This window comes from Pontibacter pamirensis (assembly GCF_010015475.1).
Lineage (GTDB): Bacteria > Bacteroidota > Bacteroidia > Cytophagales > Hymenobacteraceae > Pontibacter > Pontibacter pamirensis.
In genome coordinates, this window is record NZ_SSNI01000049.1 from 1 (window position 1) to 25,870 (window position 25,870).

Sequence of the window (25,870 nt, forward strand, 5' to 3'; positions counted from 1 at the left end):
CTTTGTTTCCATTGTGTCCTGCTCCAGGGAGCACAGGTTCAGAAGACTGCTGCTGGACTTTGGCGGCAACCGTGTGGAGATGACGGAGAGGGAATACCGGGCCATGATGGCGCAGCTGGCAGTAGGGCTCTTACCCGCTCCTGTAGAGAAAGCCGCGCTGGTAATGGCAACAGACACCATTCCAGCGGGTAAAGTAGAGGCTATATACAGGGAAATGCAGGCTGCCGTCCTGTTGCCCCTGGAGCTTCGGGCCTTCCCCAGGAAGACACAAGCGCTGCGCTGGCTGATGGCATAAAGTGCTTTAACGAAAAGAAGGCGTAAGGGTGTGCTGCTTCTTTATCTCATGTTACTTGTGAAAGTAATTCCGAATCTTATATATTGCAGTTGTCTAATACTTTAAACATGAAACATCTGTGCCTAACACCCTTGCTGTTCCTCCTTATCCTGTTTTCCTGCAAAGATGTGGCGCCAACTCCTCAGATAGGCAGTCAGCTAGAGGGAGAATGGGTGAATGTCAGCCAGAGTTACAAACACTATGATGCCTCCGGCCAGCTGGTGCATGAGGAAAGAGACAGTACGGGGACTCTCTTTGACTTCAATGGCTATAGGACAACCATAACCTATGGCACGGGAACGGAAACAGAATGTGTTTACACGCTGCTCGAAAGCAACGGCAGGAACCATATTCAGTTTACGTGGGAGGGCCTCCTACAGACCTACGAGATAACATCCATCAGTGACTCTATGATGTCTTGGTCTACTGAGGCAGAAGAAACAGAGTGCATTCACCAGAGTGTGAAAACGGCAGAACGGGCCATTACCACTATAGAGTTTTCGAGGCTGTAGACGGTATAACAGCAGACAAAAGTGGTGCTGCAGGTAAACAGGCCTCAGCTCTCTGTTCTTCCTATATACCCTTCCTTATGCCGCTTTAAAAACAGATGCAGCCAGCTTATTTGAAGGCTCTTCCTTTTGTGACCTACCAAATTCAAACGACGCATTTTCAGCCCTTCTAAGCGCATCTCCTTGAAACGCGGTCAAAGTTATATCCAAATTCCAAAGCGCTAGCAGCGGCCACGACTGCCCCATCAGCGTTTAAAATTCGTGGCCTGCTGCGGTGCGATTAACCCCTCCGGGATTTTCTTTGCAAGATGTGTTTCTGTTGCTACAGAAACCTCTTGCCCCGCTCCCCACGTAGTGGGAGCAGGGTGCAGATTATTCGCGACTCATAATCTTTAGAAAATACCAGATGGAAAATGAAGAGCAGGCCCAAGGCTGGAACCCAAAAGGCGGCCGACCAAAGCTGGCAGAAGGGGAGAAGAGGAGCTTCATGCTGCGGCTGCGGCTCACTGAAAAAGAGCGCGGGCAACTGGCAGAGCAGGTCCGGGAAGCCGGCTACAAAGACCAGAGCGAGTACCTGAGAAAGAAGATTTTTGCCCCTGGCGATGCCACTGTCCATAACCCGAAGAAGCTGTTCCGGGCCCTTGATAAAACAGGCGGAGAGCTGAAGCGTATCGGCAACAACATCAACCAGATTGCCAAGTACATCAACTACCTGGAAAAGAATAACATGGTGGAGGGGAGGGTGATTGATGAATACAACCGGCACTTCGGGGAGTTTCTGCAGGTAGAGGATAAGTACGTGAAAGCCATACGCGCCTACCTGCGCACAATGCGCTGAAAGTATATTATCCGGAATACGGAAAACGTATTCTGTAATGCGCATTACACATTGCGGAATATGTATTGCACATTGTACAACAAGGTTGAATCAAAAAGAAACCTACACTCCTACAAATAAGGCACATCCTCTATTGCTGCAATACTTCAGAAGTATTTAGAAGCGCTCTGAAATAAGTGATAAGTGATTCCAGAACGAAAGGCTTGGAGGAACTACGCAAGAAAATCCACCCTTATCTGCACCCTTTCCTCCCCCACTGGCGTCAGGAGCGTGACCTCTACCTTATCGCTTTCGTCATAGTGCCTGGCGATGCCCTTAATGATGCCAACGGCAACAGCCGCCATCCTGCGCCTGGAGTAGTAGTCGACAATCAACTGCCTGCTGCCCTTCTTTGTCACCAGCAGCAGGGGCGGATTTGCTCTGTCGTCCTCTTTTCTGACGGCAGCGTGCATGGCCGTTTCTGTGTTGAGCAGCATGTCGTAGGTGCGCCATTCCGGGTGTATGTATTTATTGTATATCAGCAGCAGGTCCGGCACCAGCGACTCCCCGTACTTCTCCATCAGCTGGTGCGGCGGGACCCCCATCAGCTGGGAGGCCTTGCCTACAATGGAAGCGATCTCGCTGGTCGGGTACGTCTCGTCCATCTGGTAGGGAGCATGTCTGATACCAGCCGCCTCCAGCAGGTTCACCCACGAGCTATAGCCATACTGGCTCTCCACGAAGCGCTTGAGCAGCACGAAAATAGAGCCGTGCATTCTGTCCTCATGTGTAATCTTATCCTCCATAAACTAATCCTTTGTTGTTTCATAGAAGTGGTGGGACGTAAGTTAACAACCAGACAGGCTAAAAGAAAATATGATTATAGATTACTCGCCAGCCATTCCATAGCCAGTGGCTTGCTACTAAAGTTCTGCAGCTGGAACGGCAGCGCCTGCAAGAGCATACGTGTTCGAGGGGAAGAGTTCTACGACACCGGCACACAGTAGGAAAAGAACTGCCATCAAGACAAAGTGTATGTTGTGTTTTAGGATTTAAAAGGGAAACTCCCTATTTTGCAACAGAAGCGATATCGAAAGTAAGAATGCCCAGGACTCCTCTGCTAGCCAAAACCACTGAAAGCAATCCCACACCACACCTATGCTGTTCTACAAGTCAAAGTACACGGAAATACACTATCACGAGGAGGACAAGCTGGTGGAGACTGTGTGGCTCGGTTTTGCGTCCAGCAGCGATTACAGACAGTCCTTGGCTGCTTATGTTGAAGTTATAAGGGCACAGGAGGTAGAGCGATGGCTGGGGGATTACCGGGAGGCGCGCGTGGTCCGGCTGGCAGACCAGGCCTGGGCCGTGAAAGAGTGGGCTCCCGTGTTCATGCCTCTGGCCTCTAACTTGAAGAAGATGGCGAAAGTGAACGCTAAGGACCTCTTCAACCAGGTTAGCTCCACCAACATGAAGCAGCAGCTGGATGTGACGAGGCTGCCCTTCCCGTTCCAGGAGTTTGACGACTATGATGAGGCAAGGGCATGGGTGCTGAGCTAAAGCGTTCCCACCAAGGAGGAGCCTGAGGATTTAGACTAAGCATCCACTCTTTAGTTGTAAAAGGAAAAGCCACCTGGCAGATAGGTAGCTTAAGATAGAGTAGGCAGCAGACTTTACACCGCTGCACGTCGTTGTGGAGAGCAGGTGGTGAAAGTAAAAAAGCGGCTGATGTGGCCGCTTTAGGTTTAGTGTATCTTATGATCGATAGAGGTCTTTGTCCTGTAAAGGTCAAACTGGTGGCACAGCCTCCCCCTCACTATCGCGGGGTGGATATTAGCCTGATGAGCGAAACCCTTGATAGCCTCATCAGGGAAGCGTGTTTGGGAGTTTACAAATGCATCCCACATTTCCCTGTCTATCAGATTGTCCTGCGCAAAAGTATCTGCCTCCTGCTCCCTGCCTGAACCCCGGTACTCTTCATCATTTGATTCCCAGGAAATAATCTCCTCCTCGTCATAATCCTTCAGGTGGTGGTACACATAGCCCAGCTCGTGGAGTAGGATAAAGGCGAAGTTGTCTATTTTGTTGTAGCGCAGCGTCATGCCGATGGCCGGGTTGTCCACGCTCCAGAAAGTGAAACCATCAACAGGGGTAAACCCGGGTTTCTCCTGGAAGACAAGCTTGATGCCGCCCTCAGCCAGGACTTTACGGGCTTCCTCCTTACAGTTTACATTGTTGCAGAAGACAACGCGCAGCTTCTGTAGCAGGCTCTCTTTATTGCCGCGATCAAAGGTGCCTACAGTTAGGCAAACGAGTCGCTGAGCTACAAGGCTAATTAACTACATCTATTGTTTATGATGTTATAAATGCATGTAATTTTGCAAGCTTTAGCATGTAAAAAGTGGCGCTTCAGCCAGAGTATTAATATTTAGAATCAATATGGGCTGCGAAAAGCTTGTTACAATCTATAATACGAATACCTTGTGTTATGACGATAAGTAGCGCATTTTTGGAGTACCAATACGTTCCAAGCTATCCAAACTTATGCTGTTACTGCTTCCCTGATGGTCTCTATCTGACCATTAGGGAAACTACTTGATGGCCGGAAGCTTACAATAGACCTCCCCGGCAAGCTTTGCCCCACCGTCCAGCACTCCGCCAAATTATGCTAATCCGTCAGAGAGAGGTGCGCTGGCCACAGTTCAGCCAGCCTTATCATTGCGATACCCTCCATTCTTCAGCTGTCAGAACAGTGGCTTTCCCGCCCTCAGCAAAGCAGGCGCCGCCCCTAGAGCAGGGACTCTGCCACCTCATGCGCTTTTGTTTCGGTAAAGGCCACCACATCACCTTCCTCGCTCTCCTCCCAGTCACCGTCCTCGTCATAGTAGCGGAAGGCGTAGGAGTAAACGCCATCTAAATGGCAAACAGTAAGATAATAGGTTGCTTTAACGCGCGGGATGGCGCTTAATGTTTTTTAGCAGTGTCTCGTTGGAGCAATTGAGTTCCTCTCTGATTTGGCGCAGCGTAAGGCCCAGCTTCTGTGGCACCTTTATGATTCGTTTCTCCTGTGTCAGCATTATAACTCAAATGTTTTTTACAAAAGGGGGAAGAAAGAAATTAGATTAATTAACCTAATTAGACTCATTACTTATCAGAACCGTTTCCTCTGTGCCTTTACTGGTATCAAAGAAGCTGTTTTTGAGAACTCGGTGGCTTACCTACAGGGCTGGGTGAGCAAATTCAAAGAAGACAGGACCATGATTATCTACGCGGGTACCAGGGCTTTTAAAGCAGCCAGCTACATCCTGGACTTGAAGGCAGAGGAAAGCAAGGAAGCGCTGCCTGCCGTGGCTATGGCCGCTTAACGAGAGAAAAGGCGATGTCTAGCGTAATTGGACAACGTGACAAAGCAAAAGAGGCTGCTTTAATAGGGCAGCCTCTTTGCCTTACATCATACAATGTCAGGAGCGAACCGTTCCGGGTTCTGGTATATGATAAAAAGAGCAGGAGGCCCTTGAGGCGCGCAAGGTAATAAATATTTCTATTTACAAATATGTAGCGAAGGAAATTTTTGTGCCGCCAATTTTCTTGCTATGCTAACCGCTGCGCAAGCCGGAGCCTGGGCACAGAAGGTGCTGTGGGTTTGGCACATCGTGCATGGCAGAGGAGATTGCAGAATTTATTTCCTTTCAGTATCTTGAAAATTGTAGTAGCCTGTTTGTTGAACATCCATTGGGGATTCGTTTAAAGCTAAAGCTAACGTTAAGAAGTAGATGGTTCCATTACGTGAATTCCGGCAGTATAGAAGGAGAGAGGTCCTGCATCAGTACAGGAGTTGGCGCTATGTGAAAGAAAACAGGTCTTACTTTCTGTACCTGATTTTTGACTCCGGCACCTGTGTCTATGTGGGCGAGACCAGCAACATCTTCTGGAGAGTTATCAAGCACAAAGACAAGTGCTCCGAAGGAGCGGTGATTTACCTGCAGGAGTACCCGGACAAGGAAGATGTGCTCAAGCTGGAGAAGCACTACATCCGCATGCTCAAACCAAAGTTCAACAACCGATACTGCCAGATAAACCAACTGGAACTCTTTCAACTCTGATTAGACACTAGAGCTAAGCTCGTTTGGCAACAGGGCAAGTTCCTAACCATGCGCAATGAGAGGGGATGCAGTATAGCGCTCTACCATATGGGCGAATTCTTTGCGGAGGTGTAGTATTCACACACAGATAACCACATACTGACCGTTCGTGGAGCCAGGGGCCGGAACTGCCTAGAACCTTATCTTAAAGCAAAGGCGTACCCTAGTACTGAGTAGGCGGGAGATGCTTATTCCATGGTATATATGACAATACAGACTACTTTCGGAGGAAGACTAAGGAGCTTCCGCAGACACAAGAATCTAACTGGAGACGAGCTGGGAGACATATTTGGAGTGGGGAAAGCACGAGTGTCTGGTATTGAGAATGACAAGTGGGGCGCCACCCTGGAGAGCTGCCTCCGGCTCTGGGCTGCCTTTCCCGATTTGAATTTAGACTGGCTGCTGACAGGCAGGGGAGGTATGCTGTATGTGGAGGAGCATGTGCGTCTGGCCTTTCTTCAGGCAGAGCAGGAGAAGCTCCAAATGGAAAAGGATAAACTTCAGGAAGAGAAAGGAAGGCTGCAGGCAGTAAAGGATCAGCTGGAGGCAGCGCGCAGCAAAGCGGAGGCGCTGGAGGGGCTGCTGACAAGGCACGGAATTATGGTGCCTAAACATAAAGGGGGCAGCCGATAAGTAATTTTATGTTAAATATCTGAATATCAAGAAAAGAATCTACCTTAATTTATAAGCAACTATTTAGAGCTATAGGTGATACTTTTTAATAAAGATTAGGAGAACTTATGACAAGAGGTCACCTAAACCGTCCCATGACTTTGAGTTATTGAAAATCATATAGAAGTCATCGTTTATGGATTGCCCAAGACCATCCAAATCAGGATATACAGAATAATTGTTGATTCCTAAGACTTTAAGTTCCTCTAACATCTGGAGTTTGTAGTTAGCATTTATGCAAACATGATCCAGAAATTCCTGGTTGCTATCATTTGTAGCAAGTCCGTCTACCACATTGCCAAATAAAGTAAAACAAGCTTGTTGTGCTGACATTCTTTCGTCAAGGTGAGGAGGATGCAGTGCAATAGGGTACATCTCCTCACCTTCGCTGCAATCTAACCTGTAATACTTACGTAGCAGTTGGTTTGGATTGAGGAGACCATTTTCAGTCCACAGCTTCCCTTTTTCTGGTAGATCTTTCGGGGTAGGTATGATATGTAAGGGTAAGGTGCTTTGAGGTTTTAGCAGCTTGTTTATTGAGTAATTGTTTAGTCTTCCTGGCGCCAGAATAAGAACTCTAGCATCATCTCCTTTAACCTTTTCATTTTTATCCTCTAGTGCAAAGAATAAAGCTATTAAGGCGCTTTCAGTCCAGTCAAGTAATCTTGTGCGAAGCTTGTAGTGTTGCTTTAAAAAGTATCTGTACCAAGGGGTGTCAGGAATGCCTCTTTTGCTAAAAAATGAAAATGCCTTTCTGGAAAAGGAGGCATCAATGTTCATTTCTATTGCATGTATTTGCCCTGCCTCGCTAATGACAGGCCTCTTCTTTGTTTCTCGAGATAATGTCTCTCTATATAAACTAGGCCATAGGCTATAATTTACAGAAGCATGACCTCTAAACCATATATCTCTTTCAGGTTCAAGCTTTCTTCTTTTTTCCAGAATCACAGTTATATATTCTGAAACACTTGTAACACGCTGTTCTTTATTGTCAGAGCTTAAGCTTATCATGGAGGTCTGTTGAATTGGCAAAATTAGTTAGTAGAAGGATGCAAACATCATTTAAAGTTGAGCTTATTGCCACTAACTAGCAGTGCTTTAAAGACATTTGACTTAAGCAACTATCGTTGTAATGTAAAGCTAACCACTCCAACAATAGCAACACGTTCTTTATTATAGTTATCTGCCCATTCTCCCTCTGTTCAACTAATACTAAGTAGTCACATGAAAAGCAGCTACGCCCGTACCTCGTTTGTAAATGTTCTTATATTAGCTTATTAAGCTTGATACAAGTTTTTTCCAGTCCTACCTTTTTAAGGTTCTCTAAGACTTCTGTTTCTGTTTTAGGTGGGTTCTTCAGGCATGAAACCTGATTTTGAAAAGCTTGGAAGGCCTTTTCTGGATTTAAATCAATCAAGTTCACTATAAAATGATCAGGGTGCTGCGCTTCAATGTCAAACCTGCTTAGATACTCGTTAGGGAAATCCTTTAAGTTAGCAGTTACTATCACATCTGCATTGCAACGAACTGCCGCCGCTACTACATGACGATCATCAGGATCGGGCAAATTGACTGCTGCAACAAGATCCTCGTACTCTTCCACATTTGAATCAGGGAAAGAACTATTCATGGCGTCTGGAATCCTCTGCAACTGTACCCTATCAAGGTCACGACGGTTTAAGAGAAGGTTTCTTATCCATTCCTCATGAATTTTGTTAGTCCACTTAGGAGTGTATAAATCAGAACTAGCCAAATGCAGTAACAAATCTCTTATAGGTGCTGGATAAATTACGCATGCATCAAGAACAGCAACAAACTTAGGGGAATGAATCATTCGTAGCCTAAATTTAACTCTTGAGCCTGTTCTGCTAAAAACTGTAAATTTCTACTTCTCTGTTCTTTCAGCTCTGCTTCATATTTGAGTAAATCTTCTAATAATATTCTCCTGTGACTCCCAATCTTCTTAAAGGGAATAGCACCTTTCTCAAGCAGCTTAACTACGTGGGGTCTGGAAACATTTAGCATATCTGCAGCCTGTTGTGTGCTTACCTCTGATTCTGAAGGGATGAGAGAGATTGCCTTCCCCTCTGCCATATTCGACAGGATATAAGAAAGTAGTTCCAGAGCCTTTTTAGGAAGGGTGATGTACTCTTCACTTTCTTGTACCTTAATTCTTACAACATTGGATTTCCCTTTGCTTGCTAACTTTCTTCCCTTTATCGCTTTTCTAAACCCTATAAGGGATTTACTAGCTACTTCCTGATCTTGTATAGTTGGCCTCTCGATTACTGCTTCCATTTTGTTTCCCGTTTTATTCAAATCTAATAAACGAAATAAACGAAACAAAGATTCCTGCAAAAATTATTCAAATCTTTTGATATGAACATAATATTCTAGCTTTGAAAGTTATAAGAACCCTTTCAAGTTAATCAAAGATATGTAGTAAGGAGGCTGTGAAACGTTGCAAAAACTCATGGAATCTTTTTAGTAGACCATACAACGCTTTACATGTTTGATTTTACATTTTGGAAAGCAGAAGCTTCAAGAGTAATGTTGCTTTACATAATAGCTGTTAAGGGACAAGGAAAGGCAGTTGTGCGAATGTATCGAATGAGGAAGCCTATATGCCCCCTTACCGAGCAAGTGCGGCAGCTGTGCCTGTTGAGGCGTTCCAGGCACAGCTGCCGCACTTGCTCGACCACAAAAATACTGGGTTTTAACCTGCCAGAATATTGGCTTGATTCCTAGTTTTTCTAAAACAGGAGTTTTTTATGCTTTTTATGATATATATTTATACTTTATTGGTATAAAACCGTAAATATGTATAGTAAATATCAAGCTTTTTCAGGCGGACAGAAATCGTATTGTATCATGGGCGGTAGTGTTTGCCTGTCGTATTCGTGTAGTAGCAGAGTTTAAAGTTAATAGCTGCAGCAAACTCAGATCTTCAAACATTTAACTTAATAATAGAACATGGAAGCAAATACAACAATGAACACAGCGAATGCAGCCGAAATCCGAAGTGAAATTGAGCGTCAAAATAAAAAGTTTATGGAAGCCTATCGACGCGGAGACGCTGCGGGTATGGCAGCACTTTATACAGAAGATGGAATGATAATGCCACCCAATAGCGATATTGTAGAAGGACGCGAGCAGATTCAGAACTTCTTTCAGGCTTTGATGAATATGGGCATCAAGTCTATAGAACTTCAGACACGGGAGGTAGAGCAGCATGAGAACACCGCATACGAGGTAAGCCGTGCTACACTCTCAGTGGAAGGGGATCAGGTTGTTGATGAGGCGAAGTACATTGTTATCTGGAAACGTGAAAACGGAGACTGGAAACTGCACCGGGACATTTTTAACAGTAACCTGAAGCCGCAGGCGTAGAACTTGCCAGGTGTCACTGTAAGCCATGCCTTGGTGCTATTTAATCAGCCTGCAAGTCAGCATAATTTTTGCTGCTGGCTTGCAGGCTGATTGCTTTTCCTGTAGTTCTGGACGATTAAAAGCTAAGCGCTCACTGAGCACTGTAATAGTGGCCATTAATGCGAACTGCTACGAAGACAGATAAAAGCAGCTTTAAAATTTTAGTTCCCCGAGCACCAGGCGCTGGTAGTAGTACTCCATTACTATTAATGGTCTTATACAAATTTGCTCTAAAAATGGACCAAGAAAGGATGGTAAAGCTAGTTATGTTAAGGAGGAGCGGCTTGTATTTTATGGCGACTGCCCTTTCTGACACAGAAGTAGAGTGCTCCGTTACCTTGCATGCAGCTATTCCTGTTAAGTTATAAAAGGAAAGAGCCCGTTGCTATGATAGCAGCGGGCTCTTTCCTTTTCACTCTCAAGCTGTTTTACCTCTTGAGCACGGCCTTCAGGCTCTGAACAGATGATGCTGTGGTGAGGCGGGCGATGTAGATGCCCTCCCGCAGATTATCACTTCTGAGCTCGAACTCATAGAGTCTGTCTGCCTCGGCTGAGCCGTTTGCCATTCTCTTGACCAGGGCCCCCTTCATGTCATACACCTCCAGCACATAGCTTTCCTCTTTCTCCAGGGAGAAGGCGATGGTGGTCCTGTCGGAGAAGGCGGTGGGGTAGCTGTAGAAGCTTCCCTTCAGCTGTTCTGGTGCTATGGCCCCGGCGGCAACAAGGGAGCTGGAGGAAGAGGTACGGGTTCCTTCGTGCACCACAATGGAGCCTCCGGCGATAGCCAGCTCTGCATAGGCATCATCCCCTGTATCACCCAAGTTGTTGTCGTAAACAACTACATCTCCATTGTTCTTGTCCCAGATTTTGATGCGGAACTTGTCTGTGCCGCCCCCTCCGCTTACCTGCCCGTCAATGGCAGAGAGAATAAAGCCGTACCAGCCGCTGCCGTTGATGGTTCCCTCACCCTTGTAGCGAGCGGTGGCGCCGGACACAACTAACCATTCATAGCTCGTGCTGGTAAAGTGCAGGTTGGCGACCTGGAACTGGAAGTTTGTGTGGCCTGACGGCACTGTGGCCCCCTTCTTGTATTTAGAAACAAAGCCGAAGTTGGCTCTTCCTTCCAAAGTCACGTCCGCTTTGTAGGCTCCGGCAGGAGAGATAATCCAGCCGCCGCCTGTCACAAAGCCCCCGTACGGGTCGTAGACAACGGCGTACTCGTAAGTAGAGGTGACAGACTCATCGCAGGCGTCGGTGAGGGTAAGGCTTACCGTGTAAACGCCTGGCGTGGTGTAGGTGTGGCTGCCGGAGATTGTACCTGCTGCCAGGGCAATGGCAGGCGAGGTGGGACCTATGACTGTCTCCGTTCCGTCCCCCCACACCCAGGTGGCGCTCACGACGTTGTTGTCGGTAAAGGAGGCAGTCGCAGATACACTGGTGTTGATCTGAATCGGCTCCACAGTGGAGGGAGTGATAGCGCTCGGGTCGGGCAGTTGATTGGTCACCGTGACACTAAAGCTACGGCTGGTGGAGTTGCCTACTGCATCCACTGCTGTCCAGGTAACGGTGGAGGTACCTTCGTTAAAGGCTACTCCTGCCAAGGAAGTGGCTTCAGTTGCAGTAGCCGTGGTAGCACCACTTAAGGCGTAGGTTAGCGAAGTCACCCCGCAGTTATCATCAGCAAAAGCGTCGAACTCTGTTCCCTGTGCTACATATGTGCAACCTTGGCTAGTGCCACGGTTGAAGGCTGATGCCTCGGCAGGCGTAGCGGCAGTAAAGGTAGGCGCACTTGCGTCTGATACTGTTACAGTTGCGGTAGCTGTTTGGCTGTTTCCAAGCTCATCCGTTACAATCAGCATTACCGGGTTGTTTCCTACATTGGTGCAGTTATAGCTGATGCTGTTAGCAGGAGCAGCATAAGTTGCTGTTACGTACAGGCGTTTAACTGTACCAACACATGGATCCCCGAAGACATCATTTGTAGCTGGAATAGTAACAGAGCTTTTTCCTAAGGCAAGGCCCTCAACAATGGATTTGCTGTTAGCAGCATGACAAGAACCTATGGAAAAAGCTCCACATGAACCCTCCGGCGTACCATAACTTGCAAAGTTGATGGCAACTATGACTGTCCCTGCTGGTGCTTGTAACGTTAGATTATGTCCCTCTTGTGCAGTTGCACAGACTGTTCCAAAAGTAGATGCTACTTGCATAGTAACAGAACCGCAGCCATCTCCGCTGCCATTGTCTATATCGGCAGGAGTGACTGTAGCAGTGCCGCTAGCGTCTAATGACCGGCTTATATTCTGAGCTACTGGCGTGGGGCTAATACAGGAGGCGGGAAACAGGCCCTGCACCGGCACCGGAAGAGGTGAACGACTGTTGGTGCCGTTGCCAAGCTGGCCCCAGTACCCAAACCCCCAGGCGTAGGCTTGGTTATCTGCTCCGATGGCCAAGGAGTGATAAATACCGGCGGCGATAGCCTTCACCCCCGTCAGGAGACCTGTACCCGCAGGGTCCTTCACCTGCACGGGAATAGATGAAAGAGTGTACGTGCCGTTGCCAAGCTCGCCGTTGCCCCCATACCCCCAGGCGTAGACCTCTCCGCCAGCCCCAATGGCCATAGAGTGATGCATGCCGGCGGCGATAGCCTTCACCCCCGTCAGGTTTGACACCTGCACCGGAAGAAGGGAGCTATAAGTAATCGTGCCGTTGCCCAGCTGGCCCTGGTAGCCATACCCCCAGGCGTAGACCTCCCCATTAGCCCCGATGGCCATGGAGTGGTAGGCACCGGCGGCGATGGCCGTCACTCCTGTAAGGTTTGACACCTGCACCGGAAGAAGGGAGCTACCACCGGTGCCGTTACCCAGCTGACCTTGGTAGCCATGCCCCCAGGCGTAGACCTCCCCATTAGCCCCGATGGCCATGGAGTGGTAGCCACCGGCGGCGATGGCCGTCACTCCCGTCAGGTTTGACACCTGCACCGGAAGATTAGAGTTACTGGTGCCGCCGTTGCCTAGCTGGCCGCTGCCCCCAAACCCCCAGGTGTAGACCTCCCCATTAGCCCCGACGGCCATGGAGTGCCAGCCACCGGCGGCGATGGCCGTCACTCCCGTCAGGTTTGACACCTGCACCGGAACATATGATATACTGTTGGTGCCGTTGCCTAGCTGGCCGCTACCCCCATGCCCCCAGGCGTAGACCGTGCCGTCAGAGGCGAGGGCAAGCGTATGGGCATAGCCATTGGCCACGCTCACCACCGCCTTGCCTATCCTGGCGGATATGTCCTGCGGCACGTTGGCGTTTGTAGTTGAGCCATTGCCCAGCTGGCCGTACCAGTTCACCCCCCAAGTGTACGTCTTGCCGTCGGCAGAGACACCTGAGGAGTGGTAAGAGAATGAACCTGTTCCCAGGGACTGTGCCTGAAGGCTAGCTCCGGACGGGGCCAACAGCAGCACCCATAGCAGGGCGCAGAGCAAGGAGCAGGCCCTGGCGCCGAGCGTGGGCCTGCCGTTTATTGAAGTAGATATCACTTTCATGCATTTACAGTTTTATGGGTTCATCAGGCAGGGTTAAGCGTGGCGGCAAGGGAGAGCTGCAGGGAGGAGAGGTCAGTTGCAGGCATGGGGATAGCCAGGCTCGGCTCAGGCGCAGTGCAGGAGGCTGCCTGCTCGCTGCCGCTCTCCAGGGGCATGAGCACGCCCGGGAACTGCAGCTTGCCGCTGCCCGTGTTGATGTCGAGCAGCCAGTGGCCCGCCACCTTCTGGGTGCTGGCGTTCACCACCCGCAGCAGCAGCACCTGATGGCCGTTGCAGTCGGCCACCTGGTAGTAGAAGGACACCCCGTCCACCTCCTGGATGAGCGTCCACTCGGTGGCCGCTGCGCTGCCTGCCCGGGCCCCGGGGCTGGCCAGCAGCAGGGAGAGGAGAAGCAGCAGCGTGCAGCGCAACAGCCCCTCCCTTAGTTTAGTAACAACGTTTTTTACTTGCATAGAATTAAGTATTTAGAGTGAAAGGAAAAAAAGGCACAGGAAAGCCGCAGCGCCCGTGCGGCAGGATAGAGAGCCAAAAAGAATAGCTGCTTTTAGCTCAATGGACGCTAACAGAAAGAAGGCTGGGAGCGGTAAATCAGGGTTAGCAAAGTCAATTGTAAAACAACCGCCTTGAGGCGGTACTGCAGAGCCGCTTCTAACCTATCCCACACAAGAGCAGGATTTCTACACGGGACTAAGTATGCCTAGTGTTACCAAGAGTGAAACGTAAGAAAAAGCTCTTTGGCAAGAGCCTGTAAAAGGATTAAGTTAAGACCTCAGGAGGAGCCATCGTTCTCCTACATTGTTTAATCGATAGTGATGAATCAAAAATAACTTTTCCCACCTATTGTTTTATACTCATATTTGGGTATTTTTATATTTGTCAACAATTTTTTCATATAATGAAAGATTTATATTCTCTAGAAGGACTGATCCATATTTTCAGGAAGAGCTTTGCTTATGGAAGTGTGGCTGATTATGAATCCTTCATTCCGAATACAGAGTTCGAAAAGGTGTTGAACCAATCCTATTGTTTTTGCTTTTCAATCGATTTTAGCAAGATGCGCTACATCTACCTCAGTGAAGGGACTAAAAGAGTGTTGGGCTATGATAGGGATGAGTGGTTTAAAAAAGGGCTTGACTTTGCTTTCCAGATACTTTTACCCTCAGACAGGGAAACACTTAAACAGATACACGAAGAGCTATTTAGGCAGTACTACAGCTTTCCAGTTGAGGCAAGGAAAAAGCTGAGCTTTACTTTCGATTTCAATGTGAGAGCCGCCAACGGGTCCACAGTTCGTTTAAATCACTACACCACTTTCGTGAAGATAGACCCATCCGGAAACCCCCTGGTTGATTTTAGCATTTGCACAGATATCACTCCCGTTAAAAGCACAGGACCTTCCTTGCTCACTATAAAGAAAGAAGATGAGCTAGTGGGGATGTTCTCCTTTGAGGGAGAAGGGAAAGAAGCTATCTTATCAAAGCGTGAAAAGGAAGTACTGAAATTGCTTTCCGATGGGCTAACAAGTGAGAGGATCGGAGAAAAGCTGTTTATTACGACAGCAACTGTTAGTACGCACCGCAAAAACATGCTCCAGAAGACAGGCTGTAAGAATACAGTTGAGCTTGTAAAATTTGCTAAATCTAAGGGAGAGGTTTAATCTATACAATACGCCTTTGTAAAAAATATGAATGCCTCTAAACCGCGACTAATGCTAGAGTGCTTTTGTAGTATTATAAGTCATGTTGCCTCGTCCTGAAACGATTGATAGTTTTATATACTAATCCTTCATTAAGTCTATTAAGGATGGGTCACTTTCTGTTCAAGGGCTTTTTGAGGAGGGCGTCTAGCTTTTCCGCTGGTAGAGGCTTAGTCAGGCATACTGCATTGTACTCCCTGAAGTATTGCCAAGGGTTGCTTAGCCTTAGCAGCTCAGCAACAGGTGTAGTAAAAGTCTACAGCAAGACCATTCACAGCCGGCTTTCTGCTAAATTGATGTATTCTTCCACTTCAACAGCCTTTTCTGCTCGTGTGGGAATAGTGCTCTGGGATATTTAGCTCTAGCTACTGAACACAGCAAGGCTATAATGATTTAATATGTAGTCCCACTGTCCCATAAGAGGGGTAAATGATGAGAGATCAGTGTGGCAGTAGTCGTTTAGAACAGATTGTGAGCATGGCCAATAACGTCTTATATGTTAAACATAACACCTGAGTGAGCGAAGCTTCAAGCATGCTGTTGCTTATCATTGCAAATGTTACTAACTGATATGTTAGCTAATGAGAAACAGGCACCCCCATTTTCTGGGACCGAAAGCCTGGGTGGCGAAGCGTCTGCAAACCGGCTGTATCAATATTAATTATATATTTCAAAAATCAATATGCGGTTACGACTATGGACAAATTTAACTGCCTCCCGATAGAATGGAGAGCACAGCTCCTGTCGGCTCCTGTCAGAGGGCGCATCAGGGATGCTACAGCAAGGCGCTGTACCACATAGGAGGCTTCTTTGCCGAGGTTTGGCGCCCGCCGGCAAACAACCGTATGATTACAGTCCGCGGCTTTGAGAGCAAAGGCTGCCTGGACCCTTACCTGAACATGATGGACCTGGACGATCTGAAGGAGTAAGCGTCTTTTCGCAAGCAAAGCTTGCTTACGTCTAATTACCTATGGCTCCCGTACAACTTAAAGTACTAAAAGAAGCTTAAGGTGCGGCTCTATAGAGCCTGTGAGTGAATGGAAGTAAGCTTCTGATATCTCTTATATTATCTGAATGGACCCCAATTACAAAGAAACAGAACAGGAGGAACTGCTGCAGCAGCTAAGGGAGACACAGCGAAAGCTGGAGGAAAGAAACACGCAGTTGGAACTGATCAACCAGATAGGCAGCATGCTGACATCCGAGTTGGATTTGGATAAGGTGGTACAGAATGTGACAGATATCGCCACCCAAATCAGCAAGGCGAGGTTCGGGGCCCTGTTTTATAAAAAGTACAACGAAGAAGGAGAAGAGTACACCCTCTACGCGCTCTCTGGCGCAAACCCTGAGGACTTTGCCCATCTTCCAGTTATCCGCCATACGCCCATTCTGGAGCCCACGCTTCGCGGAGAACAGATAGTTCGCTCAGATGATATCACCAAAGACCCCAGGTACGGCCAGAACCGACCTCACCACGGAATGCCAAAGGGGCACTTGCCTGTGCGAAGCTATATGGCGCTTCCGGTGGTAACCAGGAGTGGGAATGTAATTGGCGGCCTGTTCTTTGGGCATCCGGAGCCTGGTGTTTTTTCAGAGAATGAGGAAGAACTGGTGAAAAACATTGCCGCCCAGGCAGCGGCTGCCATCGACAATGCCCGCTTGTTTGAGGCAAAGCAGCAGGCTGAGCAGAGGGTCCGGCTGGTGGTGGAGTCTATTCCCCATATGGCATGGACAACGTTGCCGGACGGTTTCGGTGACTTTTTCAATAAGCGGTGGCATGAGTACACGGGGCAGACGACAGAACAGGCCCTCGGGCAAGGCTGGCAGGAAGTGATCCACCCCGATGATTTTAGCCTGACAACTGATGTGTGGAAGCGTTCGCTGCGCAGGCAGGAGGATTTTGAGGTGGAGCACAGGATCAGAAGTGAGGCCGATGGAAACTACCGCTGGCACCTGAGCAGGGGAGTGCCTGTTAAGGACGGCGATGGGAAAGTTGTCCGGTGGGTTGGCACCTGCACTGATATTGATGATCGCGTGCAGGCACAGAAGAAGATACAGGAGCGGGAACAGCTGTTCAGGGAGGCCGAGAAGGTGGGCAATACGGGCAGTTACGAAGCAGACTTTGCCACCCTTCGCTTCAGTTTCTCTGATAATTTGTACAGGCTACTGGGCTACGAGCCCCAGTCCTTTGTTCCCACCCTTGATTTTATTGACGCTGTTTCCCACCCCGAGGATGCGGCTGATGCACGCCTGATCATCAGGAAAGCGATACAGGATAAACAGCCTTACGAGTACGTGCGACGGGTTTACAGATCGGATGGGCAGATGCGTTATATGATTGTGAAAAGTAAAGTGGTCCTTGATGCACTTGGCAATCCGGTTAAAATCCTGGGTAAGGTGCAGGACATAACGGAGCAGAAAAAGGCAGAACAGGAGGTTCTTAAAAACCTGACACTCCTGAAGCAGGCGGAAGAAATAGCCCACATGGGCAGCTGGGAATTGGACATTGCCACTGAAACACTCCACTGGTCTAAGGGCATGTACCGCCTCTTTGGTTTACCGGAGGGCAGCCCGGTAAAACCGGAGGTCTACCTTGATTACGTGGTAGAAGAAGATCGTCCTGTTGCCGAAAGAATAGTTCACCATTTCCAGGAAAGTCATGAGCCTTTGGAGGAAACCATACGCATCAATTTTAACCATCAGGTAATGACCATGAAGGTAAAGGCTGTCCTGCTGCGTGATAAACATGGAAGAGCCGAGAAGACGCTGGGTGTCAATCTGGACATATCAGAAACCAAGCAGCTGGAGCAAGAGAACCTAGAACTTCGGCTGGATCAGCAGAAAGGCATTTTGCTGGCCATACTGGAAGCCCAGGAAGAGGAAAGAAGAAGAATATCGGAGTCCCTGCACAACGGGTTAGGCCAGCTTCTGTTCGCAACCAAGCTAAACCTGGACCGGGTAGCGCGGCAAGTGCCGGAATCAGCCGTCAAGCGCACTGAAGAACTGCTGACAGAGGCGATCAACGAGACCAGCAGGGTATCTCATGAGCTCGTCCCGATCGTACTGAAGGAATTTGGTTTGGAGGAAGGCCTTCATGATCTGTGCAGGAGGTATGACCAGAGTTCCTTTCATATACGCTGCCAGGTAGAGGGGTTGGAGGGGAGACTGGAGTCTTACCTGGAGTTAGCCCTTTACCGCATCAGCCAGGAACTGGTCAACAACGTCGTGAAGCATGCACAGGCCACGGAGGCGCACCTTCAGTTATCCAGGAAACGGGAGCAGATCGTGGTACAGGTCCGCGACAATGGCAAAGGCTTTCGGTACAGGAAGGGCGGAACGAACGGGCTGGGACTAAGAACGATTGAAGACCGTGTGAGCCTCTTAAACGGTAGCTTTGCCATTACCAGCCCTAAAACTGGAGGGACCTTAATAACCATCAAAATCCCTGTAGAAAGGTAACTTCTGACTGGTCTTGCTACCTTTGACTGAGCCGCCTGGGACACGGACGGCGACGGCTTTATTGAGACGCCAGAGGGTGTATTGTCCTGATATAGGTTGACAATATTAATCCCGGAATATGTGGGAATTTTGAGACGGCTCCGGCCTGTCCCGGTACCTGCCCCTGCAGCCTCTAATCAATCTCATTTTGCCGTCTCATTAATCAAAATCTTTTTATATTTTTGAGATGAGTTAATGAGACTGATATGAAGATAGGATACGCCCGGGTCTCCACCCAGGACCAGAAGCTGGAGCTGCAGCTCGACGCCCTCACCCAACACGGGTGCGGCCAGATATTCCGCGAGAAGAAATCAGGCAAAAGTAAGGAGCGCCCGGAGCTGAAGAAGATGATTTCGCAGCTCAGAGCAGGTGACACAGTAGTGGTATGGAAACTCGACAGGCTAGGCCGCTCGCTGCGGGACCTGATAGACCTGGTGGCGGAGTTCAAGGAAAGAGGGGTGGAGTTTGTGAGCCTGCAGGATGGCATCAACACCGCCACCCCCACCGGCAGGTTCACCTTCAACATCTTCGCCTCCCTAGCCGAGTTCGAGCGGGAAATCATACGCGAAAGAACAAAGGCAGGGCTTGATTCAGCGAAAGCCAGGGGAAAGAAGGGCGGCAGGCCAGTCGGGCTGTCAAAGGCAGCCATGGAAAAGGCAAAGTCAGCCAGGATACTCTTCGACTCCGGAACAAAGACCGTGGAGGAAATAGCCAAGATACTGGGCATTGGCAGGGCCACCTGCTACCGCTATATCGGCCACATCACCGGCACAGATGAGAACGCAAAAGTGAAATGATAAAGGTAAAGCACCCGGACGAGAAGTACAGGAAGAACCAGGAGGAGTTCTTAGACTCCTGCCCGCCGGAGGACAGGCGCTGATGTTTACCTACGGCAACATCACCTCCCGCTACCACCAGCGCTCCACAGCGTTCAGCCCCAGCCTTCAGGATTACGATGAGTGGCTGGAGGGACTGCCGGAGGATACCGGCATGGACATGTGCCGGCTGGGGTTTGAGAAATGCAAGTCAGCCCCTTCCTTCACCAGGTATGTAATGGAGAAGAACGACGTGGGAATGGAGGAGTACATCCGGCAGCACATGGATCCGGAGGAGTATGCTGCCTACAAGGCAATGAGAAAAGCTTTATGATGGTATTATTATAAGAAAGTGATAGTATAATCAAAAATATTATAGGATTATAATGTTAAAGCTCCAGCTAATGCTGCTACCTTTGGGTGTGGCTAACGACTTCTAGCGAAGTGGTTACTTCATGTTTAGTTAGTTGTTTGGATGATAGGGTAGTCTATGGCTACCCTTTTCTTTTCTCTGCCTGCCTGAAGGCCCCCGCCTCTCCCGTCTAGAGCTTTTCAATGGCGTGTTCCCGGGTGGGCTATGTAGACACTTTTTATCCTTGCTGCGCCGTCAAGGCTTAGCAAGAACCAGAAAAAATTAGAAACGCTCAGAAATGGTGCAGGAATGCATTCTAAAAGCTAAAAACAAGCTGCAACAACGTGTTGCAACAACCCAGCAACAAAACTGCAACAACGTGTTGCAACAAAACCGCAACAACCCAGCAACAAAAAACCAACAACGTTGCAACAACCGTAGCATTAAGCATTGCTCGGCATAAACGGTCGAAATAGAAGACATCCCTTAAAGCCGTGTCAAAATTCCCACGTCTGCTGGGGCAGAAAGCTGTGGGTTACGAAGAGTTTACAAAACGACTGTGTCAATGCTGCACTTGACCGCAATAAGACGTTGCTATAACCAGCAAAGCAGAAGGTAAAGTAACCTGAGGCATTCGTGCCCAAAATAACAGCTGTAAAAGCAGGAAAATGTACCTATTGCCGCCGAAATAGCCTTAGACAGGGATTGCCAACTGGCTGTTCGCGGATAATAGGGCTGTCTAATGCGGTGTTGCATTCCCGTTGCACTCTGTTGCACTTCCGTTGCGCAACACCGCGTTGCGCTTGTTGCGGTTAGCATGCAGGCCGACGAAACAGGGGTGGACTTGGCCAAGCAAGCTAACCTCCACCTTCCTGCTCAAAAGATCTCATTTTCTGGGACGGCACTTCAACGGACTTAGCAAATTCGATGGACTACAGGCCGAGTCAATGAGCTCAACAAAACATTCTCAAACTACCAATGAAAGCGTTTAAGTGCGGTTCAGGAGCACCGCCTGGCGGACTAGGTCACTAAAGTATTTCTCATCGATATCCTGCAGCGAGCGCACCTTTATGTGTAGGTATAGACTGCTGCGGCTCATGAGCCGGCGCTTCGGGTCAGACAGCTCCTTGCCGCGGAAAAAGCCCAAATGGATGCCGCCACGCGAGGAGGCGAAGTAACAGACAGGGCCATGGAAAAAATAGCAGGCGCAGTCCCACCGGACAGTTTCCTGCAGATGTGCGACAGAGGCGGCAACAATGCGCCTCACTTCCTTTGCCAGCTCCTGTTTTTCAGGTGCGAGCGAAGCGATATATTCGTCTACTGGGTTTGTTAGTGTTCTGCGTCTCATAGGGAGCGGGCCCTTGTATGTATTATATTAATTTTATATTTTAATATATTAATATATACTCCAAACCAGCCCCCTTTGTTCAGGTGCTTTTATATTTTCATATGAAAATATAGAACTTAATTATCCATAACCAGGCAGCCAGCCGCGTTCAGGCTGTAAAACAACAGCTTTCCTTTAAAGAGGCGGCAAAATAAGTTAGGACTGCTTCAGTTCTCTTGTATGTCCCCTCACACAGCCGTCTCACCATCACCACGTGTTCCAGTACAGGCGCAACGTCCTGCAACACGGCGCAACAACAGATGAGCAACATGAAGCAACAGCCTGCTAAACCGGCGTTGCAAGCGCTGTATTTGAGCGGAATCATCATTGAGAGCACATAAAAGCTCTATTCTAGGTATATTGAAAGCAGTTTCGGGAGTGTTAAGGCTGATCATGTTGGCCTGGAGCAACAACCACAGCAACACGGTGCACGGGCAGTGTTGCACTGTGTTGCTGTGGTTGTTGCTGTCTGATCATCGCCTGTCTCAAGTCCCTCCCCGGATTTTGTACCTGTAAAATGGCCGTTCGCGGGACAGAGAGCTATGGGTTACGAAGAGCTGGCAAACAGGCTATAGCAATGCTGTACTTGGCTGCAACAAGACGTTGCTAGAACCGGCAAAACAGAAGGTAAAGTAACCTTAGGCATTCGCACCCCAGAACAACAGCTGTAAAAGCAGAAAAATGCACCTATTGCCGCCAAAATAGCCTAGACAGGGGATTGCCAACTGGCTGTTCGCGGATAATAGGGCTGTTTAATGCGGTGTTGCATTCCCGTTGCACTCTGTTGCACTTCCGTTGCGCAACACCGCGTTGCCTCTTGTTGTAGTTGGCATGCAGGCCGCCGAAACAGGGGTGGACTTGACCTCGCAAGCTAACCTCCACCTTTCTGCTCAAAAATTCCACGTTTTACGGGATTGCTTATTTCAGGACTAATCGCAGTCATTCATGCACAATCCCAAAATTTCTTTTAACTTCAAGCCTAGGAACTATCTAAAACCGTGGCATCCTTACCAAGCCTGATATTTCGTAAAGGTGTGACACTGCTTAATTGATATGCCGGACGAATTATTGAAGGACCTGGAAGCCGTCAGGCAAATTCCAGTTGTCCCCACGATGCTTGATGTTATTTGCCAGACAACCGGAATGGGCTTTGCGGCGGTTGCCCGGGTGACGCAAGACAGGTGGCTTGCCTGCAGCGTCCTTGACCGGGTGCAGTTTGGCCTGGAAGAGGGCGCGGAGCTGAAGGTGGAGACGACCATCTGCAACGAGATACGGGACTGCCGCAAGCTGGTGGTCATTGAAAACGTCAGCGAGGACCCCCTCTACAAGAATCATCACACCCCCAAAATGTATGGTCTGCAAAGCTACATATCCGTTCCCATCATCCTAAAGAACGGGGAGTTCTTTGGGACCCTTTGCGCCATAGACGCAAAACCCGCACAGGTGAACAACGGCAAGGTCATCGGCATGTTCACCATGTTCGCCGAGCTGCTGGCCTTTCACCTGCAAAGCCAGGATTTGCTCGAACGTAGCTATAAGATGAACCGGGAACTGGACAGCAGGAACAGAGCCCTCGTCAGTGCCAACTTCGACCTTGACAACTTTGTCTACACGGCGTCCCACGACCTGAAGTCACCGGTGTCCAACATCGAGGGTCTGCTTGACGAGCTCTCCGAGGCTCTCGCCAGGGAGCCGATAGACAGAGGGGAGACCAACCTGATCGCCCAGTTGATGCGGTCCACCATCAAGCGGTTTACCACAACTATCCGTGACCTTACGACTATTGTGGAGATTGAGAAGACAAGCTTGGGCAAGGAACCCGAAGAGCTCGACATCTATGGTGCGGTGGAAACCGCAAAGCTGAACTTGCACAAGCAGATAGCGGAGTCCGGCGCTGAAATCAAGGTGGTCTCCGCGGAAAGGCTCTTCTCCGGGTTTTCCGGCAAGAACTTCAAAAGCGTCATCCATAACCTGCTGAGCAATGCCATCAAGTACCGCTCGCCTGACAGGAGGCCGGAAATTACTGTGCGGATGGAGAGGATCGGCGGCAAAACGCACCTTACAGTTGAAGACAACGGCTTGGGGATACCGCCTGATAAGCAGGACAAAGTCTTCACCATGTTCAAACGCTTCCATGACCATGTGGAAGGGAGCGGTCTTGGCCTGTACATAGTCAAGAGAATGGTGGACGCCGCCAACGGGCAGATCCAGGTAAGAAGCACCCCAGGCAAGGGAACAGCCTTCCTGGTAATCTTCTAGGATGCTCATAGGGTGATTCCCTCCATTCGAAACTTTAGGCAACGCAGAGCAACAGAGGGGTGTCTTGTCCTGCTATAGGTTGACACAAAGTCGACAAAAATGAAGGAAGGGCAAAGAACCTGGGGCATTCGCGTTCCAGAACAACAGCTGTAAAAGCAGGAAAATGCATCCAATACATCCCAAATAGCCTTAGGCAGGTATCGCATGCTGGCTAATACCAGATGATAGGGCTGTTCAACGCGGTGTTGCATTTCCGTTGCACTCCGTTGCGAAACACCGCGTTGCGTCATGTTGCGGTTAGCATGCAGCCCGACGAAACAGAGGTGGACTTGACCAAGCAAGCTAACCTCCACCTTTCTGCTCAAAAAATCCACGTTTTCCGGGACGGTTGCTGTCAAGCTATATCAGGACTAGACAGTCTCTGATTTAATTTTACACTTGTCTACAACCAGAGGCATCAATAAAGATTTTGCTGTTGATTTAGCACAACTTATCAAAGCCAAGGTCCCTGACAACGACATAGACTGGGACGCAACGCTTACCGCTGTAGATGTCTATCATGAGTATTCCGGTTTAATTGCCCCGTCACGTTCAAAGAGTAGTCTGATTGTGGAGGGAATAGATGAACGCAGAGAGAAAGCAATGGGTATAATAAAAGAGCTGAAAGCAAAGTATGAGCTGTAGTCGAATACCATTTGTGCCTGAGGTTACTTTAGCTCCTGTTTTTCGGTGCCTTCTTGGCTATATAATCGCAGAAGTTACAGCCTGCTTCTTGACCTTGACCACGCTGCTTCCCTGTATCTGCGGCTGTGAATTAGTCTAGTTGGGGATATCTGCCCTTAGCGCCTTTCCCTTGCTCGTTACGGCATTCTGCAGTTCAAAGCTCACGCTGTACACTCGTGCAGCAGGTACGCAGACAGACCGGGTGTCAGGTTCGCCATCACCGCCACGGCAGGCACCAGCACATGTTAGTTGAGCCTCCAGTGTTTTGCCATTGCTTTTATAACCCGCCTCTTTTTCTGCTGCTGGAGCTGGCCTGCCCTAACGCCCAGCGAACCAGCAAGAAAGCCAGCCATCCATAGAGTGCAGCAGAAACAGGCACTGATGCCACGGCCGTGCCGTAGCTCAGGTGGAGCACCAGCAAAGCAAGGATGCTCCCTGTGATGCTGAGCGTATATTTAAGCAATGTTTTTTGCATGTTTCCTGACAGGTTTCGCGGTTGCTCTTGTTTTGTCTCCTTTTTTCTCCTTGCGCTTAAGGTAGATGATATAGCCGGTGATGGACAGGGCACCAGAGGTCAGCCCGAAAAGGCAGTAGACAACCTTGAACAGCAGCCCCCCAAAGTCGCCGAAATGCAGCGCCTCCTGCACTGAGTAGAGCTGATCTGCAAAATCCACCTTGCGGGCATCGTACCTGTACATCACCTCTTGCGTCTGCTTATCGAGCACCAGTTTCTGCAGCTGCCGTTCATACACGGTGCCGGGTATGTTACCGTATACCTGCAAATGGCGGGATCCGTCGGAGGAAGCCCTCAGGTAAAGCGGCAGTAAGTCAGGGTAGGCCCTTTTTGCTTCTACCAGCAGGGCATCATAATCTACTATCATGGCCTTGTCCTCCTCCGCCGAGATGGGCTTATCTGCCTGCTGGTAAAAGTTAGGCGATTTCATGCCTGTCCACTTCATCACCTTCGGCTGCAGACCCAGCCAGGCGCCCGTAATGGCGATAACAAGGTTGAACAGCAGCGCTGTTATTCCCACAAACTTGTGCCAGTCGGCTGCAACGATGCGGATGCCGCGTCCAGTGCGGATGCTGCCGAAGAATTGCTTTTTCATGAAGCTGCCGTAGATGAGCAGCCCTGTGACGGTGGAGACAATCAAGGCGATTCCGAACAGGCCTACTATCTGGCGGCCCCAGTAGTGCTCATAAAGGCGCACGTGCAGGTTGCGAAGGAAAAAAGCGAAAGACCTATAAAAGTCACGGGAGCCTAGCTCCTCACCTGTGTAGGTGTTCACCATCACATCCAGTGTAGTGTCGTCGAACCTGCTTGTGCCTTCTTTCCGAAGCTTAAGCACATATACTTCGTCTGGGGCGGCAGGCAACTCAATGGAAAGAAGCTCATATCCTGCATAGCGCTGCTGTACCTGCTGCGCGATGGCCGTAAGCGAAGCGCGCTTTTGCTGAGGTTCCACTATCAGAAGCGAAGGGTTCAGCAGCCTGTCTATCTCATTCTTGAAAACAGCGGCGGCCCCTGTTATACTTAAAATCGCTATTACGATGCCGGCATACAGCCCTACCCAGCTGTGTACCGCCCAAAGTTTTTTGTTCGTTTCCTTTGATGTTGCCATATCTGCTTCTTTAAGTGGCAAGGCACCCCAGGGGAAATTTCCCCGGAGTGCCCGCCTCTAACAAACTAAACTAACAATA

At 49.2% G+C, this 25,870-nt stretch carries 28 protein-coding genes; 17 read left to right on the plus strand and 11 right to left on the minus strand.

From position 1 onward, the window contains the following. The 3 genes from E1919_RS23875 to E1919_RS23885 all read left to right on the plus strand — a co-directional run. Window positions 1-295 (plus strand): hypothetical protein (locus tag E1919_RS23875; RefSeq protein ID WP_162055931.1); only part of this gene is annotated, 295 nt, incomplete at its 5' end. A 107-nt stretch (window positions 296-402) separates the two neighbouring features. Beyond that, entirely contained in the window at window positions 403-846 is a 444-nt protein-coding gene (locus E1919_RS23880) for a hypothetical protein (protein ID WP_162055932.1), read from the plus strand. Window positions 847-1,249: 403 nt separating this feature from the next. Continuing rightward, window positions 1,250-1,681, plus strand: coding sequence for a plasmid mobilization protein (locus E1919_RS23885; RefSeq protein ID WP_162055933.1), 432 nt, complete (start codon window positions 1,250-1,252; stop codon window positions 1,679-1,681). Between the two features lie 212 nt (window positions 1,682-1,893). Here E1919_RS23885 and E1919_RS23890 read toward each other — a convergent pair whose 3' ends face one another. Next, window positions 1,894-2,466 (minus strand): heme NO-binding domain-containing protein, encoded by a 573-nt coding sequence (locus E1919_RS23890; protein ID WP_162055934.1) that lies wholly within the window; start codon window positions 2,464-2,466, stop codon window positions 1,894-1,896. 352 nt (window positions 2,467-2,818) lie between these two features. Here E1919_RS23890 and E1919_RS23895 point away from each other — a divergent pair, with 352 nt between their 5' ends. Then, window positions 2,819-3,220 (plus strand): hypothetical protein, encoded by a 402-nt coding sequence (locus tag E1919_RS23895; protein WP_162055935.1) that lies wholly within the window; start codon window positions 2,819-2,821, stop codon window positions 3,218-3,220. A gap of 185 nt (window positions 3,221-3,405) precedes the next feature. Here the strand turns inward: E1919_RS23895 and E1919_RS28200 are convergent, their stop codons facing one another. Next, on the minus strand, window positions 3,406-3,996 hold the full coding sequence (locus E1919_RS28200) for an ImmA/IrrE family metallo-endopeptidase (protein WP_394351825.1): 591 nt from the start codon (window positions 3,994-3,996) through the stop codon (window positions 3,406-3,408). 329 nt (window positions 3,997-4,325) lie between these two features. Between E1919_RS28200 and E1919_RS23905 the strand changes: the two genes are divergently transcribed. Continuing rightward, window positions 4,326-4,577 carry a hypothetical protein gene (locus tag E1919_RS23905; RefSeq protein ID WP_162055937.1) on the plus strand — a complete coding sequence of 84 codons (252 nt, stop codon included), beginning with the start codon at window positions 4,326-4,328 and terminating at the stop codon, window positions 4,575-4,577. Window positions 4,578-4,605: 28 nt separating this feature from the next. Here the strand turns inward: E1919_RS23905 and E1919_RS27970 are convergent, their stop codons facing one another. Continuing rightward, window positions 4,606-4,737, minus strand: a complete 132-nt coding sequence (locus tag E1919_RS27970) for a hypothetical protein (protein WP_262888760.1) — start codon at window positions 4,735-4,737, stop codon at window positions 4,606-4,608. Between the two features lie 132 nt (window positions 4,738-4,869). Between E1919_RS27970 and E1919_RS27735 the strand changes: the two genes are divergently transcribed. From E1919_RS27735 to E1919_RS23915, 3 genes are all read left to right on the plus strand, one after another. Further along, window positions 4,870-5,025 carry a hypothetical protein gene (locus E1919_RS27735; RefSeq protein WP_237144830.1) on the plus strand — a complete coding sequence of 52 codons (156 nt, stop codon included), beginning with the start codon at window positions 4,870-4,872 and terminating at the stop codon, window positions 5,023-5,025. A gap of 408 nt (window positions 5,026-5,433) precedes the next feature. Continuing rightward, on the plus strand, window positions 5,434-5,763 hold the full coding sequence (locus tag E1919_RS23910) for a GIY-YIG nuclease family protein (protein ID WP_162055938.1): 330 nt from the start codon (window positions 5,434-5,436) through the stop codon (window positions 5,761-5,763). A gap of 243 nt (window positions 5,764-6,006) precedes the next feature. Then, window positions 6,007-6,435 (plus strand): helix-turn-helix domain-containing protein, encoded by a 429-nt coding sequence (locus tag E1919_RS23915; RefSeq protein WP_162055939.1) that lies wholly within the window; start codon window positions 6,007-6,009, stop codon window positions 6,433-6,435. 105 nt (window positions 6,436-6,540) lie between these two features. Here E1919_RS23915 and E1919_RS23920 read toward each other — a convergent pair whose 3' ends face one another. The 3 genes from E1919_RS23920 to E1919_RS23930 all read right to left on the minus strand — a co-directional run bounded on the left by E1919_RS23920 (window position 6,541) and on the right by E1919_RS23930 (window position 8,772). Continuing rightward, window positions 6,541-7,485, minus strand: coding sequence for an FRG domain-containing protein (locus tag E1919_RS23920; RefSeq protein ID WP_162055940.1), 945 nt, complete (start codon window positions 7,483-7,485; stop codon window positions 6,541-6,543). Between the two features lie 253 nt (window positions 7,486-7,738). Next, window positions 7,739-8,308, minus strand: a complete 570-nt coding sequence (locus E1919_RS23925; protein WP_162055941.1) for a PIN domain-containing protein — start codon at window positions 8,306-8,308, stop codon at window positions 7,739-7,741. Then, entirely contained in the window at window positions 8,305-8,772 is a 468-nt protein-coding gene (locus tag E1919_RS23930) for an excisionase family DNA-binding protein (protein WP_162055942.1), read from the minus strand. Before E1919_RS23930 ends, E1919_RS23925 begins: the two co-directional genes overlap by 4 nt. A gap of 693 nt (window positions 8,773-9,465) precedes the next feature. Here E1919_RS23930 and E1919_RS23935 point away from each other — a divergent pair. Further along, complete coding sequence (locus tag E1919_RS23935; RefSeq protein ID WP_162055943.1) at window positions 9,466-9,864, plus strand: YybH family protein; 399 nt, start codon at window positions 9,466-9,468, stop codon at window positions 9,862-9,864. A 467-nt stretch (window positions 9,865-10,331) separates the two neighbouring features. On the opposite strand, the gene E1919_RS23940 is transcribed toward E1919_RS23935, so the two are convergent. Beyond that, window positions 10,332-13,439, minus strand: a complete 3,108-nt coding sequence (locus E1919_RS23940) for an RCC1 domain-containing protein (protein WP_162055944.1) — start codon at window positions 13,437-13,439, stop codon at window positions 10,332-10,334. 23 nt (window positions 13,440-13,462) lie between these two features. Beyond that, window positions 13,463-13,660, minus strand: a complete 198-nt coding sequence (locus E1919_RS27740; protein ID WP_237144831.1) for a hypothetical protein — start codon at window positions 13,658-13,660, stop codon at window positions 13,463-13,465. On the opposite strand from E1919_RS27740, the gene E1919_RS27745 reads away from it, so the two are divergent. From E1919_RS27745 to E1919_RS23970, 6 genes are all read left to right on the plus strand, one after another. Further along, the gene (locus E1919_RS27745) at window positions 13,649-13,864 is read left to right on the plus strand and encodes a hypothetical protein (protein WP_237144832.1); all 216 of its coding nucleotides are present in this window, start codon (window positions 13,649-13,651) and stop codon (window positions 13,862-13,864) included. The genes E1919_RS27740 and E1919_RS27745 overlap by 12 nt on opposite strands. Before the next feature lie 470 nt (window positions 13,865-14,334). After that, window positions 14,335-15,096 carry a LuxR C-terminal-related transcriptional regulator gene (locus E1919_RS23950; RefSeq protein ID WP_162055946.1) on the plus strand — a complete coding sequence of 254 codons (762 nt, stop codon included), beginning with the start codon at window positions 14,335-14,337 and terminating at the stop codon, window positions 15,094-15,096. 764 nt (window positions 15,097-15,860) lie between these two features. Continuing rightward, a complete protein-coding gene (locus E1919_RS23955; RefSeq protein ID WP_162055947.1) occupies window positions 15,861-16,064 on the plus strand; it encodes a hypothetical protein in 204 nt (67 codons plus the stop codon). 145 nt (window positions 16,065-16,209) lie between these two features. After that, window positions 16,210-18,594, plus strand: coding sequence for a PAS domain-containing protein (locus E1919_RS23960; RefSeq protein ID WP_162055948.1), 2,385 nt, complete (start codon window positions 16,210-16,212; stop codon window positions 18,592-18,594). Between the two features lie 245 nt (window positions 18,595-18,839). After that, entirely contained in the window at window positions 18,840-19,430 is a 591-nt protein-coding gene (locus tag E1919_RS23965; RefSeq protein WP_162055949.1) for a recombinase family protein, read from the plus strand. A gap of 82 nt (window positions 19,431-19,512) precedes the next feature. After that, window positions 19,513-19,782: a hypothetical protein gene (locus E1919_RS23970; protein WP_162055950.1), complete on the plus strand. Its 270-nt coding sequence runs from the start codon at window positions 19,513-19,515 to the stop codon at window positions 19,780-19,782. A gap of 1,006 nt (window positions 19,783-20,788) precedes the next feature. Here the strand turns inward: E1919_RS23970 and E1919_RS23975 are convergent. After that, the gene (locus tag E1919_RS23975) at window positions 20,789-21,148 is read right to left on the minus strand and encodes a DUF1801 domain-containing protein (RefSeq protein ID WP_162055951.1); all 360 of its coding nucleotides are present in this window, start codon (window positions 21,146-21,148) and stop codon (window positions 20,789-20,791) included. A 1,092-nt stretch (window positions 21,149-22,240) separates the two neighbouring features. Here E1919_RS23975 and E1919_RS23980 point away from each other — a divergent pair. Then, entirely contained in the window at window positions 22,241-23,446 is a 1,206-nt protein-coding gene (locus E1919_RS23980; RefSeq protein WP_237144833.1) for a sensor histidine kinase, read from the plus strand. 438 nt (window positions 23,447-23,884) lie between these two features. Continuing rightward, on the plus strand, window positions 23,885-24,130 hold the full coding sequence (locus tag E1919_RS23985; RefSeq protein WP_162055952.1) for a hypothetical protein: 246 nt from the start codon (window positions 23,885-23,887) through the stop codon (window positions 24,128-24,130). 316 nt (window positions 24,131-24,446) lie between these two features. On the opposite strand, the gene E1919_RS23990 is transcribed toward E1919_RS23985, so the two are convergent. Both E1919_RS23990 and E1919_RS23995 read right to left on the minus strand, forming a co-directional pair. After that, window positions 24,447-24,644, minus strand: coding sequence for a hypothetical protein (locus tag E1919_RS23990; RefSeq protein ID WP_162055953.1), 198 nt, complete (start codon window positions 24,642-24,644; stop codon window positions 24,447-24,449). Further along, window positions 24,625-25,791, minus strand: coding sequence for a PepSY-associated TM helix domain-containing protein (locus tag E1919_RS23995; protein ID WP_162055954.1), 1,167 nt, complete (start codon window positions 25,789-25,791; stop codon window positions 24,625-24,627). The genes E1919_RS23990 and E1919_RS23995 overlap by 20 nt, the downstream gene beginning before the upstream one ends. Window positions 25,792-25,870: the final 79 nt, after the last annotated feature.

Bases quoted from the DNA above. Each gene is read 5' to 3' on its own strand.
- E1919_RS23975 (WP_162055951.1), bottom strand. From the start codon at position 21,148: ATGAGACGCAGAACACTAACAAACCCAGTAGACGAATATATCGCTTCG.
- E1919_RS23885 (WP_162055933.1), top strand. From the start codon at position 1,250: ATGGAAAATGAAGAGCAGGCCCAAGGCTGGAACCCAAAAGGCGGCCGA.
- E1919_RS23995 (WP_162055954.1), bottom strand. From the start codon at position 25,791: ATGGCAACATCAAAGGAAACGAACAAAAAACTTTGGGCGGTACACAGC.
- E1919_RS23950 (WP_162055946.1), top strand. From the start codon at position 14,335: ATGAAAGATTTATATTCTCTAGAAGGACTGATCCATATTTTCAGGAAG.
- E1919_RS23965 (WP_162055949.1), top strand. From the start codon at position 18,840: ATGAAGATAGGATACGCCCGGGTCTCCACCCAGGACCAGAAGCTGGAG.
- E1919_RS27970 (WP_262888760.1), bottom strand. From the start codon at position 4,737: ATGCTGACACAGGAGAAACGAATCATAAAGGTGCCACAGAAGCTGGGC.
- E1919_RS23930 (WP_162055942.1), bottom strand. From the start codon at position 8,772: ATGGAAGCAGTAATCGAGAGGCCAACTATACAAGATCAGGAAGTAGCT.
- E1919_RS23990 (WP_162055953.1), bottom strand. From the start codon at position 24,644: ATGCAAAAAACATTGCTTAAATATACGCTCAGCATCACAGGGAGCATC.
- E1919_RS23915 (WP_162055939.1), top strand. From the start codon at position 6,007: ATGACAATACAGACTACTTTCGGAGGAAGACTAAGGAGCTTCCGCAGA.
- E1919_RS23980 (WP_237144833.1), top strand. From the start codon at position 22,241: ATGCCGGACGAATTATTGAAGGACCTGGAAGCCGTCAGGCAAATTCCA.
- E1919_RS23940 (WP_162055944.1), bottom strand. From the start codon at position 13,439: ATGAAAGTGATATCTACTTCAATAAACGGCAGGCCCACGCTCGGCGCC.
- E1919_RS23890 (WP_162055934.1), bottom strand. From the start codon at position 2,466: ATGGAGGATAAGATTACACATGAGGACAGAATGCACGGCTCTATTTTC.
- E1919_RS23905 (WP_162055937.1), top strand. From the start codon at position 4,326: ATGCTAATCCGTCAGAGAGAGGTGCGCTGGCCACAGTTCAGCCAGCCT.
- E1919_RS23880 (WP_162055932.1), top strand. From the start codon at position 403: ATGAAACATCTGTGCCTAACACCCTTGCTGTTCCTCCTTATCCTGTTT.
- E1919_RS23910 (WP_162055938.1), top strand. From the start codon at position 5,434: ATGGTTCCATTACGTGAATTCCGGCAGTATAGAAGGAGAGAGGTCCTG.
- E1919_RS23970 (WP_162055950.1), top strand. From the start codon at position 19,513: ATGTTTACCTACGGCAACATCACCTCCCGCTACCACCAGCGCTCCACA.
- E1919_RS23925 (WP_162055941.1), bottom strand. From the start codon at position 8,308: ATGATTCATTCCCCTAAGTTTGTTGCTGTTCTTGATGCATGCGTAATT.
- E1919_RS23920 (WP_162055940.1), bottom strand. From the start codon at position 7,485: ATGATAAGCTTAAGCTCTGACAATAAAGAACAGCGTGTTACAAGTGTT.
- E1919_RS23895 (WP_162055935.1), top strand. From the start codon at position 2,819: ATGCTGTTCTACAAGTCAAAGTACACGGAAATACACTATCACGAGGAG.
- E1919_RS23960 (WP_162055948.1), top strand. From the start codon at position 16,210: ATGGACCCCAATTACAAAGAAACAGAACAGGAGGAACTGCTGCAGCAG.
- E1919_RS23955 (WP_162055947.1), top strand. From the start codon at position 15,861: ATGGAGAGCACAGCTCCTGTCGGCTCCTGTCAGAGGGCGCATCAGGGA.
- E1919_RS23935 (WP_162055943.1), top strand. From the start codon at position 9,466: ATGAACACAGCGAATGCAGCCGAAATCCGAAGTGAAATTGAGCGTCAA.